This is a genomic window from Herbivorax alkaliphila (assembly GCF_030848475.1).
Classification (GTDB): Bacteria; Bacillota; Clostridia; order Acetivibrionales; family Acetivibrionaceae; genus Herbivorax.
In genome coordinates, this window is sequence record NZ_JAVDDS010000034.1 from 26,272 (window position 1) to 42,377 (window position 16,106).

Consider the following 16,106-nt stretch of genomic DNA (forward strand, 5'->3'; position numbering starts at 1 on the left):
GTTATATAATAACTTCATGTGGACAAGATTAAAAAGGGGGAATTTTACAGATGAAAGCAGGCGATAAAGTTAAAAGTGTCTTGATTGTTATAGTAATCGTTCTTTTAACTTATATAGCAGTTGCGGGAATTTCTATTCCGGCACTTAATCTTAAATTGGATAATGTTGAAGAAAGTATGAGATTTGGTATTGATATTAGGGGTGGTGTTCGTGCCATTCTTGTTCCACCTGAGGATGTTGTGCCAACAGATGAAGAGATGGACAGCGTAGTAAGAATTATGGAACTAAGGTTGGATAATAGGCAAATCTTAGATAGGACAGTTACCACTGAAAGAGCTACAGGGAGAGTTATTGTTGAGATTCCTTGGAGTAGAGGTGAAACTAGTTTTGATCCTCACAGTGCAGTGGAAGAACTTGGGGACACAGCACTTTTGACATTTCAGGAAGTTGATGAGGACTCAGTTGATCCAGAGACAGGAGACTATCTTCCTACTGGAAGAATTGTAATCGAGGGAGATGATGTTGAAGGAGCAAGACCTGCCTTTGGGGAAGATGGTAGAATGGATGTTGCTTTGGAATTGAATAGGGAAGCAGGAGAAGCGTTTCAAGAAGCAACAGAAAGACTTATGAATGAGCCTATAGCCATATTTTTAGATGACGAGTTTATTAGTGCTCCTGTGGTTGGTTCTGTAATTCCAGCAGGTACTGAGGCAAGAATTACATTAAGCGGTTTTAGAGAAGAGACTAGAGAAGAGGCTAACAGGCTTTCAGCTTTAATTTCAGCTGGTGCCCTTCCATTTAGTTTAACTACTGATCAAGGTGAAGTAAGGTCAATAAGTCCTGAATTAGGTGAAAGAGCCTTAGAGGTAAGTGTTACAGCAGGAATGTTTGCTATACTTTTTATATGGTTATTTATGATTTTAGTATATAGAATTCCTGGAGTTATATCTAGCATAGCTCTTTTAGGTCAGGTTGTATTTTTACTCTTAATTGTAGCAGCCTCAAATATACCTTTGACTATTGCAGGTATTGGAGGTATTATACTGACCGTTGGTATGAGTGTAGACGCTAATGTAATAATTTTTGAAAGAATAAAAGAAGAGATAAGAGCTGGTAAGACTATGCAGGCTTCTATCGACATTGGATTTAAAAGGGCAATTACAGCAGTATTAGACGGAAATATTACTACGTTAATTGCAGCAGTGGTTCTTTTTATGCTTGGAACAGGTACTATCAAGTCCTTTGCTTTTACACTGGGAGCAGGAGTTATATTTAACTTTCTTACAGCAGTGTTTATAACTAGAGTTCTGCTTCGTACAGTTGCAGGTACAGGCCCTAAAAAATCCCATTGGTTATATGGAGTTAAAGGAGGGTCATCAAATGCTTGATTTTTATGGTAAGAGAAAAATATTTTTTACAATGTCGCTATTGTTAATTTTAACAGGCTTGATATTCTTTTTTGTTAATGGTGGATTTGCTCTGGACATTCAATTTCAAGGTGGTACAGAAATACAACTTGAAGTAAACGATTCTGACTTTAATGTTGAAGATCCTAATGATGATATAATTAGAGCTGAAGAAGTTGCATTAAATACTGTAGACAGAAGAATTATGGTTAGGCACACACATAGTCTGGGTTCAGCAGAAGGCGATGGAAGGATGGATTTTTTAGTTATCGGCGTTGCAACAGGTGAAGAGATGCTAAGTGATTCTGAGCAAAGAGATTTAGTTTCTGAATTAAGAGACGAGTTTAACATTAAAGAAGATGCTCAAATGGATGTGAACAGTGTTAGTACTTCAATAAGTAGAGAATTAAGAAGTAAAGGTATTTTAGCTGTAATATTAGCGTCAATATTAATGCTTCTTTATATCTGGATAAGATTTAATATAATGTCAGGTCTGTTTGCAGGATTGACTGCTGTTGTAGCACTTATTCACGATGCAGCTATAATGTTATCGGTATATGTGGTTTTTGGAATACCGCTGAATGAAACCTTTATTGCTGCGGTGTTGACTATACTGGGTTATTCTATGAATGACACCATAGTTATATATGACAGGATAAGAGAAAACAGTAAGGCATCTAGAAAAGATACTGTAGAAGGACTTGTAAACAAGAGTATAAATCAGTCTTTAAGAAGATCAATTAACACTTCAATAACTACATTGGCATGTGTTACGACTGTTTTTATATTTGCATCAATAAATGGGATATCTTCATTACAGGAATTTTCATTCCCTCTTATAATTGGTCTTGCAAGTGGAACTTACTCTTCCATTTTCATAGCAAGTCCACTATGGGTAAATTGGAACAAGGCTCACCAGAGAAAGAAGGCTTCTCAAAAACCTTCAAATGCTTAGGTGCTAAATAGAACTTAAAGCTTAAGGGGCTTTTAAAAGTCCCTAAGCTTTTGTATAAAGTCTTGGAGCGAAAGATTTTATTTTAGGTCTAAAAAACAAGTTTGTTAACTAAAACAAACTTGTTTTTTTGAAAGTAGTAGGGAGAAATCATTATAAAGAAGGTGCCGATTTATGAATAAAAAATTTACAGTATCAAGCTTTCAAGAATTTAAAGAAAAAGGTAAAAAAATAAGTATGCTGACTGCATATGATTATCCTACAGCTAAAATTTTAGATGATGCAGGAGTTCATTCCATTCTTGTAGGAGATTCTCTTGGAACAGTTGTTTTAGGTTATGAGGACACAATTAAAGTTACAATTGAAGATATGATACATCATATAAAGGCTGTGGAGAGAGCAACTAAAAGATCATTTTTGATTGGAGATATGCCCTTTTTATCTTATCATACAGGAATAAATGACAGTGTTAAAAATGCTGGGCGACTGGTACAGGAAGGTGGATGCAAAGCAATAAAGCTTGAAGGTGGAGAAGAATTTTCAGAAAATATAGAAGCTATTATAAAAGCAGGTATACCTGTTATTGGGCATTTAGGATACACACCTCAGTCAATTAATATATTTGGAGGACACAAAGCACAGGGGAAAACACTTGAAGTGGCAAGAAAGATATATAAAGATGCACTGGCATTGCAGAGGGCTGGAGTATTTTCAATAGTTTTAGAATGTGTTCCTTATAAAGTAGCTGGTTTTATTGCAAAGAAGCTTGATATTCCTGTAATAGGCATAGGTTCAGGATCTCATTGTGATGGACAGGTGCTGGTGACACAGGATGCTTTGGGCTTGGATGAAGATTTTAATCCTAAGCATGCAAAAAAATATTCTAATATAGGAAGTTTATATAAAGAGATTGTAAGCAAGTATATAGATGAAGTTGATAAAGCTGTTTTTCCTAGTTTGGAAAATTCATTTATTGTTGATGATGAAGTTATAGAAGCTTTGGAAAATGACTAAAGGGGAAATAAATTTATGAGAGTTGTTGAAAAGATTGGAGATTTAAAAACTATAATAAGAGCACAAAAAAGAGAAGGAAAGACTATTGGCTTTGTTCCTACTATGGGGTACCTTCACAGAGGACATCTATCATTAGTAGACACATCATTACGTCATAATGACTATACAATTATGAGTATATTTGTAAACCCAACTCAGTTTGGTCCTGATGAGGACTTTGAAAGGTATCCTAGGGATATGGAAGGGGACTTTAGGAAAGCTGAATCTGCGGGTGTTGATGTTGTATTTATTCCCCAAAAAGAAGAAATGTATCCAAATGGATACATGACTTATGTGGATGTTGAAGATATGACAGATTCACTTTGCGGAAAATCTAGACCAAGTCATTTTAGAGGAGTTACCACAATTGTTAATAAATTGTTTAATATAGTTGAACCTGACAAAGCTTATTTTGGCCAAAAAGATGCTCAGCAGGCTCTGGTTATAAAAAAAATGGTGAAAGACCTTAATTTAAATGTAGAGGTGGTTATTTGTCCTATTATTCGAGAGGACGATGGTCTTGCGATGAGTTCAAGGAATGTATATTTAAGTGAGAAAGACAGAAAATCAGCTGTTATTTTATCTAAATCTTTGTTTGAAGCTAAAGAGATGATACAAAATGGAGAAAAAGACAGAGGAAAAATAGTTGAGTATATTATAGATAGAATAAAATCTGAAACTGATGCTAAAATTGATTATGTAGAAGCAGTTAAGGCTGATACTTTAGAAGCTATAGAGGTATTAGAAGAAGAAGTGTTAATAGCTATTGCTGCAAAATTTGGAGAAACAAGACTTATAGACAATGTAATTTTAGATTGTGAATAAGGAGGTGTAAAAATTGTTTATTAATGTTTTAAAGTCAAAAATTCACAGAGCAGTTGTCACAGAAGCTGATCTTAACTATATAGGAAGTATAACAATAGATGAAGACTTAATGGATGCTGCTGATATAATTGAAAATGAAAAAGTTCAGATAGTAAATAACAATAATGGCAAAAGGTTTGAGACTTATGTAATATCCGGAGAGAGAGGGAGTAAAATTATATGTTTAAATGGAGCCGCTGCAAGGCTTGTTCACCCTGGTGATATAGTTATTATAATTTCTTATGGAATGCTTGAAATGAACGAGGCAAAAAAACATACTCCTAAAGTTATTTTTTTGGATGATAAAAATAAAATTGTTGAAGTAAAAGCAAAAGAAAAACACGGAAATAGGAATTGATTTAAAAACAATTCCTATTTTCTTTTAGATATATAATCCATTAAAAGTCCTCCTATTATTACCTGTGCAAGTATGATAAAACTATTTCTTGTTATCTGTGTACCTATAAATCTTAAGTTACTATTATATGGTATTAATCTGTTGTTTAAAACAATTATAAGGGTACCTGCTAAAAGTAAACCTAATGATATTTGAGTTCCATATTTAATAATTGCTTTTGAATATTTATTAATCTTGTTAAATTCCTGTGCTATTTTTTTGATGTTTTTGTTTGTCTCCATTTTTTATAGATTCCTTTCTAATTTGGTTTTTGAATAAATTATACTAACTATTAATGAATTTTTAAAAAATTGAAGTTTTTAAAAATAGTAGTTTGATTTAGTTAAATGCTGTTGCTGTAGGTATAGTGGTTATAAAATGGATATAAAATTTAAAAGATACTATCACATATGTTAACATAAAACAAAAAGCACATCAATGTAAAAACTTACTTCTAACCTCACTTGCTTTAAATAAGCTTAGGTGAAGGAGGTTCACTTTAGTCTAAAAATTTATATCAAAAAAATACATTTTTATTTAAAATATGATATAATTTTATTAAGGTATGATACAATAATAAAAAATACATTTTGAAGCTAGAGATTTTTATTATTTCTAAGCAAGTAAAAAATCTAAAAAAAGTCAGGTGATAATGTGATGAAAAAGGTAGTCAATCCAAGCAATTTAGTACCAGGTATGAAAGTAGCACAAACAATATTAAATGACTTTGGTTCCATAATTATATCAGAAAACACAATACTAGATGAACACTTAATTAAAAAACTTCAAAATCAAAAGCTTCTTAAAGTTAGAATTTTTGTAGAAAAAGAAAAAAGCAAAGAAGAAAAAATTGATATACCTGTCACAAAAGTCAAAGACGCTTTTCAAAACACCTACAATGGAGGTATCTATGAAGTAAAGGAAATTATATCAGATCTTTTATCTGAAAAAGGTGTTAACCTAAAAAATGTGGCAAATGTTATTGATTCCGTTATTTCTATGACAGATGAAAAAATGGACTTGATTAGATGTATGAATCAAATAAAGAGTTCAGATGAATATATATATACTCATAGTATGAATGTAGCAATGTTGTCAATGCTTATAGGTAGGTGGCTTAGATATAATGATAAAAAGCTTCAAATGCTTGTTCAGGCAGCATTACTTCACGATATTGGAAAAATAAAAGTACCACCAGAGATAATTAATAAACCGGGAAAAGTGACAGATTCAGAATATGAGGAGATAAAAAAACATTCAATATATGGTTATAGAATGTTAGAAAAAGAAAAGGCTATTAGTAAGGATGTTTGTTTAGGTGTACTATTGCACCATGAAAGAGAGGATGGAAGCGGCTATCCTACAGGAGCAAAATCTAATCTTATTCATGATTTTGCAAAAATCATTGCTGTTGCTGATATTTATGATGCTATGACTTCAGAAAGGGTATATAAGGAAAGAGAAAGTCCATTTGAAGTCTTTGAGTTAATGGAAGAAAAGACTTTAAGACAATTAGATGTAAAAGTTGTTTCTGCTTTTTTAAATAACATAGCATCTTATTATGTAGGTGACTATGTAGAGCTGGATAATGGTAAAATAGCTGAAATTGTATATATTAATCCTAGGCATGTATCAAAGCCAATTATAAAAGTTGATGAAAAGTATATTGACTTAGTAATAGAAAAAAATATAAAAATAAAGTATGTGATATGAAACTTACTTTAAGGAGTGGCGAAAATGTTAATTCGACAGGAATATGAGTTGACTGAAGAAAGACTACTTTCCCCATATGCTAAAATTAGTTCTAAATCAAAAGGAAGAAAGTTTTTAGAGCCTCAATGTGATGTAAGAACTTGTTTTCAAAGAGACAAGGACAGGATTATATACTCTAAAGCATTTAGAAGGCTAAAGCATAAAACACAGGTTTTTATTTCTCCAGAAGGTGATCATTACAGAACAAGACTTACTCACACTTTGGAAGTTTCCCAGATTGCCAGAACCATAGCAAGAAGTCTCAGACTAAATGAAGATCTTACAGAAGCAATTTCTTTAGGTCATGATTTAGGTCATACTCCATTTGGTCATGCAGGAGAGAAGGTTTTAGATGATATTTGTCCATTTGGCTTTAAGCACAATGAACAGAGTTTGAGAGTGGTAGATGTTTTAGAAAGGGAGAATGGCTTAAATCTAACATGGGAAGTTAAAGATGGTATAAAAAATCATACTGGGGACACCACACCAAAAACTTTAGAAGGACAAATAATAAGATTTGCTGATAGAATTGCATATATTAATCATGATATTGATGATGCAATCAGAGGAGGGATAATTAGTGAGGAAAGTCTACCTAAAGAATGTGTAAAAGTTTTAGGTCAAACTTCAAGTCAAAGAATAAACAATATGATTACAAATATAATTAAAGAAAGTAAAAATTCAGACACTATAAAAATGGACATAGGTTTTCAAGAAGCAAAAAATGAACTAAGAGAGTTTATGTTTAAAAATGTTTATATAGGATCTAAAGCAAAAAAAGAGGAGATAAAAGCAAAGAATATAATAAAAGAACTCTATATTTACCTGAAAAACGAACCAGAATATTTATCCAAAGAAGTTGAAAAAAAACTTAAAGTTTCTTCTGTTGACAGGGTGGTATGCGATTATATAGCAGGAATGACAGATAGATATGCAGTGAAAAAATTCCATGAAATTTTTATACCTGAGTCGTGGCATTAATGAAAATAGGATGTATAAATTGGCAAGAAACATGAAAGAATACTTTTGAGATTTTATACAGAAAAATATATGTGAAAAACAAACAGATAAAAATATTTGTTTTATTTTAGAAGGAAATTTGATTTTTGTGTAGAACTATATCTAAGTTATAAATACATAGGTTGCTAAAACAAATTAAATCATTTTAGTGAATAAAAGAAGGATTATTGATAAATATGTCGAAGAACTACTTAATGTTGCTAGAAATATTGAGTATGAAAATTAATTTCATAATTGATTTTAAAAGGAGTTGTGTTTTAAGAGAATAATAAAATGGAGAGATTATATCCAGATGAATTGATTGAAGAAATAAGAATTAGTAATGACATTATAAGTGTTGTTGGAGAGTATATTCAACTAAAAAGAAAGGGTAAAGGATATTTTGGGCTTTGTCCTTTTCATAATGAAAAGACTCCATCATTTTATGTTGATCCCTTAAAGCAACTATACTATTGTTTTGGTTGTGGTAATGGTGGGAGTGTCATTCAGTTTATAATGGGAGTTGAAAATCTTGATTATGTTGAGGCAATAAAACTTTTAGCAGACAAGGCAAAAATATTGTTGCCTGAAGGTAAAGAGGGTGAATACAAGGAAATAGCAAAAAAGAAAAAACTGATTTTAAAAGTTAATATAGAAGCGGCAAGATTTTTTTATGAGCAGTTTAAGGATGAAAAAAACAGCAAAGCAAGAGAATACTTAGCATCAAGAGGAATAAAGAAAAATATTTCAAGAAAATTTGGAATAGGATATTCCCTAAATGAATGGGATGTATTGTACAAGTATTTGAAAAGTAAAGGATATAATGAGGAGGTTCTTTTAGAGAGTGGATTGATTTTAAAAAGTAAAAACAATACCTGTTATGATAGATTCAGGGGGAGAATCATATTTCCTATTTTTGATTTAAGAGGAAATGTTTTGGGGTTTGGTGGAAGAGTGTTAGATAACTCAGAGCCTAAATACATGAATTCTCCAGAAACAATTGTTTATAACAAGAGAAAGCATTTATACAGTCTTAACTTTGCTAAAAGTTCATCCCATAGGAGAATAATAGTAGTTGAAGGTTATATGGACGTAATATCTCTTTGCCAGTTTGGGATAATAAATACAGTTGCATCTCTTGGCACTGCATTAACCCAAAGTCAAGGGAAATTACTTAAAAAGTACACAGAAGAAATAGTTATTTCATTTGATTCAGATACAGCAGGCAAGGCAGCTACTATGAGAGGACTTGATTTGCTAAATAATATTGGATGTAATGTAAAGGTATTGGAAATACCAAATGGAAAAGATCCAGACGAATTTATTAAAAAAAATGGAGCAGAGGCTTTTAATAGCTTGATAAAAAAATCACTTTCACTTGTTGAATATAAAATAAAAGCTTTAAAAAGTGAAATTGATACAAATAATACAGAGGGAAAAGTTCTTTTTTTAAACAAAACTGCAGATGTACTTTCTAAAATGGACAATGATATGGAAAGAGAGATGTACATCAAAAAGATAGCAAAGGAATATGAAATTAGTCAGGAATCTATATTTGCAGAGGTTTTAAAGAGGATAAAACCAAAAAAAGGTTTTAAGGCAGTTGTTACTGGTATTGACAATAAGACTAAGTTTAAAAAGAGCAGGGATAAAGATGAACATCAGCGAGTTATAACCTATGAGAGAATTTTACTCTCACTAATTAGTATTGATAACTCACTGTATAGTTTGGTTAAGGACGAACTTTCACTGGAAAGTTTTGAAGATGAGGATAATAGAGAGCTGGCAAAGGTTATTTTTGAAAGACTTGATAATAAAAAGGAATTGGTGCCGGCGGAGCTTATAAATTTAGCTGATAATAAAATTTCAAATATATTTACAAGATTATTACAGGAGGAATGCAATTTTGAGGATAATAAAAAGGCAATAATGGATATAATTAAGAAAATGGAACTATTTAAGCTAATAAAAAGAGAAAGAGAGATTTTGAAAGCAATATCTACTTCAAAAAATCAAACAGCTGAAGAAGTGAAAAATATGAAGCTAGAGTTGCAGCAAATATTATACAAAAAGAAGAGTATATAGAGGTACATTTTAATGAACGGAGGGGCAGTAAGTGAAACCCAATAATGATGTTAAAAAAGCAATTTTACTTGAGTTGATTGAAAAAGGCAAACAAAAGGGAATGTTGACCTATAAGGAAATAATGGATGCTTTTGAAGAAATTGAGATAGGGCCTGAGCATATAGAAAAAGTTTACGAGACATTAGAGAATATGGGCGTAGATGTAGTAGGTGATATTGAAGAAGAGCTTGAAGAAATTCAGCTGACAGAAGAGGATCTTGAAATTACTGTGCCGGAAGGTGTGAGTATAGATGATCCTGTTCGAATGTATTTAAAGGAAATAGGTAAGGTTCCTCTTTTGAGTGCTGAAGAAGAGATTAATTTGGCTCAAAGGATGGAAGAAGGAGATGCTGAGGCAAAAAGAAAGCTTGCAGAGGCAAATTTGAGGCTTGTTGTAAGTATAGCTAAAAGATATGTAGGGAGAGGTATGCTTTTTTTAGACTTGATACAGGAAGGAAATTTAGGTCTTATAAAAGCAGTTGAGAAATTTGATTACGGAAAAGGATTTAAGTTTAGCACATATGCAACATGGTGGATAAGACAGGCAATTACAAGGGCTATTGCAGACCAGGCAAGAACCATAAGAATACCAGTTCACATGGTAGAGACAATTAATAAGCTTATAAGAGTGTCTAGACAGCTTTTACAGGAACTTGGTAAAGAGCCGCAGCCAGAGGAAATTGCAAGAGAGATGAATATGCCGGTAGACAAAGTTCGAGATATTATGAAAATTTCTCAGGAACCTGTATCCCTGGAAACTCCCATAGGAGAAGAGGAAGACAGTCATTTAGGTGACTTTATCCCTGATGATGATGTTCCTGCACCATCAGATGCGGCAGCATTTACACTATTAAAGGAGCAGCTTATAAATGTTTTAGATACTTTGACACCGAGGGAGGAAAAGGTTTTAAGATTGAGGTTTGGTCTTGATGATGGAAGAGCAAGAACTCTAGAAGAAGTTGGTAGAGAGTTTAATGTGACCAGAGAGCGAATACGTCAGATAGAAGCTAAGGCATTGAGAAAATTAAGGCATCCAAGCAGAAGCAAAAAATTAAAGGATTATTTAGATTAAAACTCGATTAAAATCGGGTTTTTTATCTATTATGAATTAAGACACTTTTCGCTGATTTTATCTTTTTAGTGACAAACAGACATGTGGACGGTTTGGTTGCTCTTTACAACCAAACCGTCCACATGTCTGTCTTATACTGTTCATACGGATAAAAAGCATCCCGTACATTTAGCGGCAAGCTAAATTACGGGACCTAGGGGAGTATAATAAATATACTAACTGTATATTAAAATAAATAGAGAGAAAAAGCAATATGTTTTGAGGTAGTATTTTAAACTCACGTTTAACATGTTTAAACATTAGCTTAAAAGTATACAGCATGTTGGACAAAAAATAGTATATTTTGTGAATAAATAATTCAAATTAGATAAACTATAAAATAAAGTAAAAATAAAATGGGAGATGATAATTAATGGCTGAAATGAATAATAATGCAGTGGAATATACTACCTATGATCGATTGTTAAGAGCTTGGGAAAATTCTATGGAAATGGTAAGAGATTATGAAATGTATTCAAAGAGGATTGAAGATGAAAAAGTTAAGGAAACTTTTAAAAGATTTGCAGAGGAAGAGGGATTGCATGCAACAGAACTTAGGGAATTACTTTTGCAATATAAGAAATAAAACTTTAAAAAATACAAATTAATAAGTGCATGCATATGAAATGATATTTCTATAAAAAATATAGTATTGGCATGAAAAATGAAGCATTTTTATAAAAATTGATGAAATAGCAGGATAATATTTAATAATTCACTTAATATTATTCTTGACCTGTTATGAGTAGGTATGTATAATATTACTTGTGTTTGATGCAAGATATCTAAGACACGATAATCCTCAATAGCTCAGTTGGTAGAGCATGCGGCTGTTAACCGCAGGGTCGTTGGTTCGAGTCCAACTTGAGGAGCCAAGAGGGCTTTTAGCTCAGCTGGCTAGAGCAACCGGCTCATAACCGGTAGGTCCGGGGTTCAAGTCCCTGAAGGCCCACCACAAAAAACAAGAAGTCCAGTTAACTGGACTTCTTGTTTTTTTAAAACTTTTTTTCTTGAGATGCTTCAAAGTTATTTTCATGCTCTTGTTCCTTTGATTTCCTTTAAAATAAGTAGCTTTTGTAGTTTGTTTTTTATAGTCAATTTAGTGTATACTATTTGTTGTACTAATATTCTTTAAAGAAAAATGGAAGGGGAAAATAAGATGGAATTGTCGGGGCGTCTAAAGTTGATTGCTCAAATGGTGCCTGAGTGTAATATTGTCTGTGATATTGGAACAGATCATGCATATATACCTGTTTATTTGATAAATAATAAAAAGTGTGAAAAAGCAATTGCATCTGATGTTAGATTAGGGCCTATACATATTGCAAAAAGAAACATAGGTGAGTATAATCTTTTAGATAGCATTGAAACAAGGGTTGGAGATGGACTTGATTCGATAAAAGAAAATGAAACAGATGTAATAATTATTGCAGGTATGGGAGGCCTTATTATAAAAGAAATTTTAGAAAGAGGCAAAAGTAAGGCTAAAAAAGCCAGAGCATTAATAATTCAACCTATGTATGCTATAGAGGTTGTCCATGAGTGGCTTTGTGATAATGGTTTTGAAGTTTATGATGAAGAGTTGACTAAAGAAGGTTATAAAATATATGATGTTATAAATGCGAAATGGACAGGAAAAATTAAAAGAAAGGATAATTTATATTACCATATTGGAGAAAAACTATTTGAAAAAAAAGACCCTCTTTTAAAAACTCATATTGAAAATAAAATAAGACAGCTTGACAAAATTATAAATGAAATGGAAAATATGAAGCAAAGAGATTCAATAAAAAGAAAAGAGTGTATTATACTTAAAGAAAAGTATAAAAAAGCTCGTGAACTCGTTTAGCTAAAGCTAAATGTTAAAGAGTATAAGAGAGGCTCCAACTTATAGAATGAGCAGTCTTAAAATTATAAAAGGAGTTGAGTTTAACATGTGCATTAGACTTGGAGAAATCATAAAATATATGGAGAATATCGCACCTGAAAGGCTTGCGGAGAGCTATGATAATGTAGGGCTCATTGTAGGAAATGAGAAAAGTGAAGTAAAGCGTATAATGGTTTGCCTTGATGTTACTTCAAAGGTCGTAGATGAGGCTGTAAACAAATCTGTGGACTTAATCATATCTCACCACCCAACTATATTTAAAGGACTTAAAAGGATAAATGAGGAGGATATAAAGGGTAAAGTTATATACAAACTGATTAAAAATGATATTGGCGTTTTTAGTGCCCACACAAATTTAGATGTAGTGGACGGGGGAGTAAATGAACATCTTGCAGAGACTTTAGATCTTATTAACCTACAAAACTTAAAAAAGCATAAATCATTAAAGCTTTATAAGGTTGTAGTTTTTGTACCGAAAGAAAGCGTTGATAAGGTAAGAGAGGCAATGAGCAGTAAAGGAGCAGGATGTATAGGTAATTACAGTGAATGTTCTTTTATGACAAAGGGTACAGGAACATTTAAGCCTCTAGAAGGAACCAACCCATACATAGGATTTACAGGGGAGCTTGAATATGTTAATGAAGTAAAAATTGAAACCATAGTTTCTCAGGAAAAACTTCGTAATGTAATAGATAAAATGGTTAAATCCCATCCTTATGAGGAAGTGGCATATGATGTATATCCTCTTAATATGGAGGGAAAAGAATATGGATTAGGAAAGATAGGGATTCTTAAAAATCCAAAAACATTAGATGGTTTTATAAACACTGTAAAAGAAAAACTTAACACAAAAAATGTACGTGTAATAGGTAGTGTAGATAAAAAAATAGAAAAAGCAGCTGTCTTTTGTGGAAGTTACGATGAAAGCTTAAATAAAATTGTAATGTCAAAGGCTGATGTTTTGGTGACTGGGGATGTTAAATATCATAGTGCTGTAGATATGGTTGAAATGGGAATGTGTGTTATTGATGCAGGTCACTTTGGTACAGAAAGAATTATTGTTCCCAAATTGGTGGATATGTTAAAAAAACAATTTGAAAATCTGGACATTTTGAGTAATAGTGTGGAAGAAGATCCATTTATAATATATTGACATGTATTTAAAATGAATATATAATAAAGGATACTGATTTATTTGAGTAAGTCAGACGGTTGCATGTGCAGTGTCGAAAGACCGTACATGAGGAAAGTCCGGGCTCCATAGGGCAGGGTGCCGGGTAACTCCCGGTGAAGGTGACTTTAAGGAAAGTGCAACAGAGATATACCGCCTTTTTGGAGGTTGGAAGTTGGAGGTTAGAAGTTGGAAGATGCGTTTTTTCTAACGTCCAACCTCTAACTTCCAACTTTCAGGAGGGTAAGGGTGGAAAGGTGAGGTAAGAGCTCACCAGCGGCATGGCGACTTGCCGGCTATGTAAACCCCATCTGGAGCAACACCGTATAGTGGGACATTATGGTTGCCCGCCAGTCCCGGGTAGGTGGCTTGAGCTTTGCAGAAATGCAAGGCCTAGATAGATGACTGTCAGATACAGAACCCGGCTTATAGATTTGCTCAAAAACGAGGTCAGGCTTGAATAAGTAATTATTCAAGCCTGACCTCGTTTTTACGTGTTTATCTTTCAACTACATTGCCATAAATGTCATATTCTACTGGAAACTCAGATATTAGTTCTAGTACATATCTTTGCATTAACATATAGTCGGTAGTGTCTATAAATCCATCCCCATTAACATCTGCTATAGGAATTTTTAAGTTATCAACATCTTCATAAGGGAATTCATCAATTATTTCTAAAATATATCTTTTCATTAAAGTTAAATCTGTAGTATCAATATTACCGTCAAGGTTTATATCACCAACGTCATACCTTACCAAGTCGGGCTCAGGCGTAGGCTCAGGAGGGGTTAAATCGCCATAGTATCTTACTATAGCTGCGGTAGCTCCAACAAAGGCAGCATTGTAGTCAATTGCAACTTCTGTGTGTTGAAAGAGGTTTACATCATCAACATAATTCCCCTGTGCATCAGGCCCTCCAACTAGTGCTCCCACAAGCAAGTGTTTGGCGGGATTTGAATTTTCTCCTCCTGCATATGTATAACCATTTGCGGCTCTGTGGTGGGGACATTCAGGGTAATTTTCTCCAAAACCTATAAGGTAGGACATGTTATTTTGATTATCTCCTAATGCATAATCTATTTGAGATTTGGCAAATTCTTTTAATGATTCATCCCCTGTTTGTTCATAGTACAACATAGCAAGCATGGATTCGGCAGATGCATATCTTAATGCACCCCAAACATCTAAATGTCTTAGTCCATCAGGTGTTGTTGTAAGGGAATTCATCCAGTAATCCAGATTATAGTCCATTGCGTCTATATACTTTTGATCTCCTGTCAATTCTGCCAGCTTACAGAATACTGCCATATACATATCATCCCAGCACATTGTCCATTTGTTTTCAAAAGGACTTTCACCTAGGAATGTGTTGTGGGAAAGATAGTAGTCTATTTCTGTAAGATATGAGTCGTCATTTTCTATAACGTAGAGCCAAGTAGCAGCCCATGCCAAATCATCCCAAAATGAACTTGAACTGTAATATGCCCCCAGTTCGTATTCACCTGGATTATTTTTACACATTTCGTATAGTTCTTTTGCAACTTGCAAGCACTCATTTGCATAATCTGCATCAACATCTTTATAAATTAAATACATTTTTGACAGGGCAGCTGATGTAAGTCCTAAAACGTCTGATGCTGGATTGGATTCATCTGCAACATAGGGAACAGGTCGAGGGCCTGTTTGTTCTTCAGGTGCACCCCAGTATGTATGGTCTATTTCTCCAGAGCCTACTTGATAATAAAAAGTTCCAGATTCAGGATAGCACTTAAGAAAATAGTCGGTGAAATGCTTTAATGTAGATAGAAGTTTTTCAGTATTTCCTGTAGCATCAAAGACATCCCTGTATTCATATAGTGACCAAGCTAAAATGGAAGCTGAATATGCCTGAGGCAAACCAAATTTTAGATGATCTCCTGCATCGTGAAAACCTCCTGTAAGATCTAGTCCAGCTTCGCTTCCATCTGTTGTATGACAAGCCCCCCTCCAGTCAAAGAAATTGTCATCTCCTGCTTCAGGCCCACATTTATTTGCATCATAAAAGTAAATTGAATACTCTAGTGCAGTAGAATAATCAAAATTTTCTGTGGCAGATACATTAAAAATAGAAAAAATTGATGCAAATAACATTGTGAAAATAGTAAGTGTTAAACAGATTTTTTTCATATAAAAATCCCTCCTTAAAATTGTTAAAAAATATATAAATTAATAAAATATATCTTTTTTTAATAAAATACACAAAATAGATTTGGAAGTTTTAATATAAAGCAATGTGAAATAGAGCGTGTAGTGCTTTTAAATACATTTACAATTATATCAGATTATAAAAAAAGGTTCAAATTTATAAAGGTGAATATTAGTTATATGCATAATTTCTAAAAAGATA

At 32.9% G+C, this 16,106-nt stretch carries 14 protein-coding genes, 2 tRNA genes and 1 other RNA gene; 15 read left to right on the forward strand and 2 right to left on the reverse strand.

Annotated features, from left to right (window positions below; all coding sequences use genetic code 11):
• The first annotated feature begins 50 nt into the window (after window positions 1-50).
• From secD to panD, 5 genes are all read left to right on the forward strand, one after another.
• Entirely contained in the window at window positions 51-1,388 is a 1,338-nt protein-coding gene (gene secD / locus RBH29_RS12410; RefSeq protein ID WP_306697199.1) for a protein translocase subunit SecD, read from the forward strand.
• Window positions 1,381-2,361, forward strand: a complete 981-nt coding sequence (secF, locus tag RBH29_RS12415) for a protein translocase subunit SecF (protein ID WP_306697201.1) — start codon at window positions 1,381-1,383, stop codon at window positions 2,359-2,361. The genes secD and secF overlap by 8 nt, the downstream gene beginning before the upstream one ends.
• A 171-nt stretch (window positions 2,362-2,532) precedes the next feature.
• Window positions 2,533-3,372 carry a 3-methyl-2-oxobutanoate hydroxymethyltransferase gene (gene panB / locus RBH29_RS12420; RefSeq protein ID WP_306697203.1) on the forward strand — a complete coding sequence of 280 codons (840 nt, stop codon included), beginning with the start codon at window positions 2,533-2,535 and terminating at the stop codon, window positions 3,370-3,372.
• 15 nt (window positions 3,373-3,387) lie between these two features.
• Window positions 3,388-4,236, forward strand: coding sequence for a pantoate--beta-alanine ligase (gene panC / locus RBH29_RS12425; RefSeq protein WP_306697204.1), 849 nt, complete (start codon window positions 3,388-3,390; stop codon window positions 4,234-4,236).
• A 13-nt stretch (window positions 4,237-4,249) separates the two neighbouring features.
• Complete coding sequence (gene panD / locus RBH29_RS12430) at window positions 4,250-4,633, forward strand: aspartate 1-decarboxylase (protein ID WP_306697205.1); 384 nt, start codon at window positions 4,250-4,252, stop codon at window positions 4,631-4,633.
• A 14-nt stretch (window positions 4,634-4,647) separates the two neighbouring features.
• Here the strand turns inward: panD and RBH29_RS12435 are convergent, their stop codons facing one another.
• Entirely contained in the window at window positions 4,648-4,914 is a 267-nt protein-coding gene (locus tag RBH29_RS12435; protein ID WP_306697207.1) for a hypothetical protein, read from the reverse strand.
• A 415-nt stretch (window positions 4,915-5,329) separates the two neighbouring features.
• On the opposite strand from RBH29_RS12435, the gene RBH29_RS12440 reads away from it, so the two are divergent.
• From RBH29_RS12440 to rnpB, 10 genes are all read left to right on the forward strand, one after another.
• On the forward strand, window positions 5,330-6,385 hold the full coding sequence (locus RBH29_RS12440; RefSeq protein WP_306697208.1) for an HD-GYP domain-containing protein: 1,056 nt from the start codon (window positions 5,330-5,332) through the stop codon (window positions 6,383-6,385).
• A gap of 24 nt (window positions 6,386-6,409) precedes the next feature.
• Window positions 6,410-7,405, forward strand: coding sequence for a deoxyguanosinetriphosphate triphosphohydrolase (locus RBH29_RS12445; protein ID WP_306697210.1), 996 nt, complete (start codon window positions 6,410-6,412; stop codon window positions 7,403-7,405).
• A gap of 312 nt (window positions 7,406-7,717) precedes the next feature.
• Window positions 7,718-9,508: a DNA primase gene (gene dnaG / locus RBH29_RS12450; protein WP_306697211.1), complete on the forward strand. Its 1,791-nt coding sequence runs from the start codon at window positions 7,718-7,720 to the stop codon at window positions 9,506-9,508.
• A gap of 31 nt (window positions 9,509-9,539) precedes the next feature.
• The gene (gene rpoD, locus RBH29_RS12455; RefSeq protein WP_306697213.1) at window positions 9,540-10,619 is read left to right on the forward strand and encodes an RNA polymerase sigma factor RpoD; all 1,080 of its coding nucleotides are present in this window, start codon (window positions 9,540-9,542) and stop codon (window positions 10,617-10,619) included.
• A gap of 412 nt (window positions 10,620-11,031) precedes the next feature.
• Entirely contained in the window at window positions 11,032-11,244 is a 213-nt protein-coding gene (locus tag RBH29_RS12460) for a rubrerythrin (RefSeq protein WP_306697215.1), read from the forward strand.
• A 213-nt stretch (window positions 11,245-11,457) separates the two neighbouring features.
• Window positions 11,458-11,533 (forward strand) — tRNA-Asn (locus RBH29_RS12465).
• Window positions 11,534-11,536: 3 nt separating this feature from the next.
• Window positions 11,537-11,613, forward strand: a tRNA-Ile gene (locus RBH29_RS12470).
• A gap of 204 nt (window positions 11,614-11,817) precedes the next feature.
• The gene (locus RBH29_RS12475) at window positions 11,818-12,507 is read left to right on the forward strand and encodes a tRNA (adenine(22)-N(1))-methyltransferase (RefSeq protein WP_306697217.1); all 690 of its coding nucleotides are present in this window, start codon (window positions 11,818-11,820) and stop codon (window positions 12,505-12,507) included.
• A gap of 10 nt (window positions 12,508-12,517) precedes the next feature.
• Window positions 12,518-13,699: a Nif3-like dinuclear metal center hexameric protein gene (locus RBH29_RS12480; protein ID WP_306697218.1), complete on the forward strand. Its 1,182-nt coding sequence runs from the start codon at window positions 12,518-12,520 to the stop codon at window positions 13,697-13,699.
• A gap of 43 nt (window positions 13,700-13,742) precedes the next feature.
• An RNA gene (rnpB, locus tag RBH29_RS12485) (RNase P RNA component class A) lies at window positions 13,743-14,162 on the forward strand.
• A 53-nt stretch (window positions 14,163-14,215) separates the two neighbouring features.
• Here rnpB and RBH29_RS12490 read toward each other — a convergent pair.
• Window positions 14,216-15,886: a glycoside hydrolase family 9 protein gene (locus tag RBH29_RS12490; RefSeq protein WP_306697219.1), complete on the reverse strand. Its 1,671-nt coding sequence runs from the start codon at window positions 15,884-15,886 to the stop codon at window positions 14,216-14,218.
• Window positions 15,887-16,106 lie beyond the last annotated feature (220 nt).